Genomic DNA, 3,829 nt, shown 5'->3' on the forward strand with positions numbered 1-3,829 from the left:
ACACGCCTTGGTATGCCTGTGAGCGAAATGGTGCGCTAACCCCGAGTTGGGGAAAGGGGGAGTTTACCCTCAATAATGATTTGATCAACAAGGCCTGTTGAACAAACACTTTTTCAAGCCATGCATATGGATGAAAGCACGATTGGTTTTTCACGCATTGACGCAGACAATGAGAATGTTGCCGTTGGTACTATCGAGATGGATGGCGAGTTACACCGCTTCCCGCTGGACTTTCTGGAAGACTTTGCTGCTGCAGGTGCAACAGCGGCCAGTGTTGATGATATGAGTCGCTGGCTACTAACATTGCTTAACGAAGGTAAAACCCCGAACGGCTTACAGCTATTCAGCGAAGACTCATTAAATGCCATGTGGCAACTCGAAACGCCGTTGCCGGTTGCCGCCAGTGCAGCGGAGCAGGGCACTTACTTCCGTGGTTATGGCCTGGGCTGGTTTGTGAAGGATTACTATGGCGTTAAACACATCTCTCACAGCGGCGGTATTCTTGGCATGTTATCTTTCACAACAGTGATACCTGAAGAAGAGTTTGCGATAACGGTTTTAAGTAATCAGCAAGCCTTTGGCGCGCTAACGGCCATTGTTGAGGAATCTCTGGAGGTGGTGTTAGACACGCCGGATAAAGATTGGGTTGCGCAACAAAGCGAAAAATACCGCGAGTTTATACAGGAAAAAGCGGACTTCAGTGTTGAGCCGGCCGACGATATCCAACCTCCTCTGGCATTGGAGCAGTACGTCGGTGAATATAACGACGCCTGGTATGGCGACGTGCTCATCTCCCGTAATAATGGTGAGTTACGCATAGACTTTACCCATACGGAGATGCTTAAAGGTCGGTTAGAGCATTACAACGGCAATACATTTATTGTGCGTTGGGACGAGCCATTGCTGGAAGCTGACGCATTTATTGATTTTGATGTAGATCGCGGCAACCAAGTCAAAACCGCGACAATGGAAGCTGTAGCTGACTTTACTGACTTTAGCTTCGACTTCCACAACCTAAAATTACAAAAGCAATAAGCTTGCTAACGCTGGACAGCGCGGGGGCAAATCCCTATAATGCCCTCGCTTTCCATAAGCATGCGCACCCTTAGCTCAGCTGGATAGAGCGTTGCCCTCCGGAGGCAAAGGTCATAGGTTCGACTCCTATAGGGTGCGCCACATTTAAAGGCCTACAGCGTTAGTTTCCACTAACTTACTCCAGATTTATCAAAAAGTCCCACAGTTAGTCCCACACATGCGAATTTTGTCCTAGATTCGATTTAAGTCCTTATAAGAGCTTGGCGTCCTGTCCCGGGACTAAGACAGCGACCAGGACAAAGACAGATCTCAAATTGTTAAGCTCAATAATGGCTTCTTCCACTTATGCCCGGAAGCTTTCCTTTGCTTTTATCGTGAACCAGTCCGTAGAGTAGCGGAACCATAATGATCGTCCAGAATATAGATTCGCGGCGTTTTGTACGTGACTTGCCCATAAATATGTTAGACAGGTGAAAGAAAAATAAAATGCCAGTGGGTAGCTTGACATAGAGCGCCAACAGCATCTTTAACGGGTTGGGGTTGTCACGGAATGTTCTGTATAGGATCAAGAGCATAACCAGGCCGACAAGAACTAACCCAACCAAGAAAAGCTGAGAGCTAGATTCTTGATTAGCCGAGTTATCTCCAGAGATAAACGCTAATAAACTGATTAAACCGACAGGAATGATAACTAATAGTCCGACGATCATGAGATCATTAAAGTTGCGATAAACGACGATGCTGCCTTTATTGCCAAGGTAGACGCCCAGCGCATAGATCAGAAGGATTGGTAGCAACCACCACCAACCCAGGTTTGCTATTGTCTCCCATTTCATGACTGAACCTCGGCAGCTTTATGCTTTTTAGCGCTATTCAGGCTGTCGGTTTTGTCCTTTAACTTCTTACCTAGATCTATCCCCCAAACGGCTTTGAAGAACTTCGAAACAACGTAGAGGAAAAGTAGTGGAAGTAAAATCGAGCGTAAAATAAAAGTCACCATCGCATTCAGCATAGAATCTATAGCGCTAGACATCGACCCCTTTAACTCTTCGTAACTGAGCTTGTTTGCCATACCGCTAATTTTTCCACCCCATCCTGAAACGGTATCAGAAATTCCAGCAAGTACTCCCGTAGATTCACCCCTTAACTGTTTACCTAAGGATTCGAGGTCGGTACCTACCTCCTCTAGACCTTCTTCTGCTGCGTCTAACTGTTCAAGAGTGTCGTTTAAGGCTGATTCGGCATTATTCAACTTTTCCTTGGCCAACTTTGCTTCTTCATTAGAGGTGAAGGGATTATAGGTATCTGTTATTGAGTATTGCTCCATTTCCTCTTCTAGCTTGGCGACAGTCGCTTGCTGTTCCTCTAAATTAACTTTTAAGTTTGTAAGCTGCTCGCTCAAAGAGGCCCTTTGCGTTTCCTTGACTTTAATCTGAGCTTGGATTTCTTTCTGGAGTTCTTCGGGGACGGCCGGAGTTTCATTGATGTTCTCCATTGTTTCCTCAGCCTTGCCGAGAGCTTGCAGATCTTGTTCAAGCTTTTCATCGAGGAACAACTGGCTTGCGACACCACTTAGTAAGGCCATCAACACAACAAGAAACCGAATCAACACCAGTGTAATGAATGTTTTCATAGCGATTAACTGGTACTTTGTGGCCACGAAAAAAGTGGCCATAACTGCACAAATTGCTGTAAGCGTTAGCAACACGTTAAAGAATGCCGTGCCTACTATTTCTACAAGCAACTTTTGGAGAACTAACGAACCAATCGCAAACTTCATTACAGTCGAGAAGTCCTCGACCATATCAAGTAGTGGAGAAATCACCTCGCCAATGGAAATCGAGCCTCCGACTCCAAGAGTAAACGAAATGGACATAGACTCTAAAACAGAACCAGCAGCGTTGATTCCTCGTCCGATAGCAAATGCTATCCCCGCATCGAGCAACGCATCGTCAACATAATTGACGGCGAGATAGTCGAGAGCATTAGTCCAGGAGAGAATGACGACGAGTACCGCCGAGATGATAAAAGCTTTGGTATATAATGCAGTATTATTTTCAATCATAACAACGCTCCATGTTTATTTAAGGAAGCTAGCACATTTAACTTTAAATTTACAAAGCAATGTAACTAATAACTTTAAAGAGTAGATTGGACGCCGTTGAAAAAGTCGTCGATTTTGAATTGACTCTTTTTAAATTTCTGGGCTTCGACTAGATTAGAAGTCCACTCATCTATGACTCGATACGCACGGCCAATGATGACTTCATAAAGATCTTTATCGAAGAATAGTTCGCCGCTTTTGATTAGCTCGCCAACGGCTTCAGCAGGCCGTCCAACATATTCGTATTTGTTGTGGTAGTCGGTAATTTCACGGGCGGCATCAAACACACCCATGAATAATTTTGATACGTATTGTGCGAAAGGGCTGGGCAATGTAATGAACATGCGGGAACCGTTATCACGATAGGCAATCTGGCCTTCTTCAATATGTACTTTTGCGCCTGTCCACAAACGGCTACCGAAAGTCCGTTCTTCACCAGTAGGAGATAATGACCGATTCCACTGCTCTGCGTAGCTCAGAAGTCGCTCTTTTATAAGCCCTAATTCGCTTAAAAGCTGAAGATCGTCTTCAGGTATATCCAGCCCATATTCAAGGTGCTGATGATGGATTAGACGTGCGATAACGACTTTTGCATGGCCTTGTTGAATAAATAGGGAACTTTCCCGGTTAGCGTTGATCAGATCACCGAACCCACGCTGATACTGGACACTGCAATGAGCAAAGCAAAGT

Annotated in this window: 4 protein-coding genes, 1 tRNA gene and 1 pseudogene; 3 read left to right on the forward strand and 3 right to left on the reverse strand. The window is 45.2% G+C overall.

Annotated elements, in window-relative coordinates:
• Positions 1 to 114: 114 nt before the first annotated feature.
• The 3 genes and pseudogenes from DEU29_RS14240 to DEU29_RS13775 all read left to right on the forward strand — a co-directional run.
• Positions 115 to 564: pseudogene (locus DEU29_RS14240) on the forward strand (serine hydrolase); the annotation flags it as partial.
• A 54-nt stretch (positions 565 to 618) separates the two neighbouring features.
• Positions 619 to 1,035: a DUF3471 domain-containing protein gene (locus DEU29_RS14245; RefSeq protein WP_347813165.1), complete on the forward strand. Its 417-nt coding sequence runs from the start codon at positions 619 to 621 to the stop codon at positions 1,033 to 1,035.
• Positions 1,036 to 1,099: 64 nt separating this feature from the next.
• Positions 1,100 to 1,176: transfer RNA gene (locus DEU29_RS13775), tRNA-Arg, on the forward strand.
• Between the two features lie 182 nt (positions 1,177 to 1,358).
• Here DEU29_RS13775 and DEU29_RS13780 read toward each other — a convergent pair.
• From DEU29_RS13780 to DEU29_RS14035, 3 genes are all read right to left on the reverse strand, one after another.
• Positions 1,359 to 1,871: a hypothetical protein gene (locus DEU29_RS13780; RefSeq protein WP_133540967.1), complete on the reverse strand. Its 513-nt coding sequence runs from the start codon at positions 1,869 to 1,871 to the stop codon at positions 1,359 to 1,361.
• Positions 1,868 to 3,100, reverse strand: coding sequence for a hypothetical protein (locus DEU29_RS13785; RefSeq protein WP_133540969.1), 1,233 nt, complete (start codon positions 3,098 to 3,100; stop codon positions 1,868 to 1,870). Before DEU29_RS13785 ends, DEU29_RS13780 begins: the two co-directional genes overlap by 4 nt.
• A 74-nt stretch (positions 3,101 to 3,174) precedes the next feature.
• On the reverse strand, positions 3,175 to 3,829 hold a 655-nt coding region (locus DEU29_RS14035; protein WP_166635928.1), incomplete at its 5' end, for a hypothetical protein.

This window comes from Idiomarina aquatica (assembly GCF_004362895.1).
GTDB lineage: Bacteria > Pseudomonadota > Gammaproteobacteria > Enterobacterales > Alteromonadaceae > Idiomarina.